At 71.6% G+C, this 268-nt stretch carries 1 protein-coding gene; it reads right to left on the reverse strand.

Going from position 1 to position 268, the window contains the following annotated elements; translation table 11 throughout:
- Positions 1-268, reverse strand: a 268-nt coding sequence (locus H261_RS25670) for a hypothetical protein (protein ID WP_008623032.1), incomplete at both ends; no start/stop codon positions are given.

The raw sequence follows: 268 nt of genomic DNA on the forward strand, positions 1-268 counted from the left end.
GTTCAGCACCGTCGCGGTGATGGACGTCAGGTCGGTGGTCTCGATGGCGCCCAGCTGGGTGGTGGAGAGCGCTGCTGACTGGGTGGTGGTGATGGCGCCCGCCTGGGTGGCGCTGAGGCCGGCCACGCCGGTGGTGGACAGTGCGTTCAGGTTGGTGGTGCTGAGGCCGCTGACCTGGGCGGCGGTCAGGCCGGACAGCTGGGTGGTGGACAGCGCCGCCGCGTTGGTGGTGGACAGCGCGTTGACCTGGGCGACGCTCAGGGCCGCC

The organism is Paramagnetospirillum caucaseum (genome assembly GCF_000342045.1).
GTDB lineage: Bacteria > Pseudomonadota > Alphaproteobacteria > Rhodospirillales > Magnetospirillaceae > Phaeospirillum > Phaeospirillum caucaseum.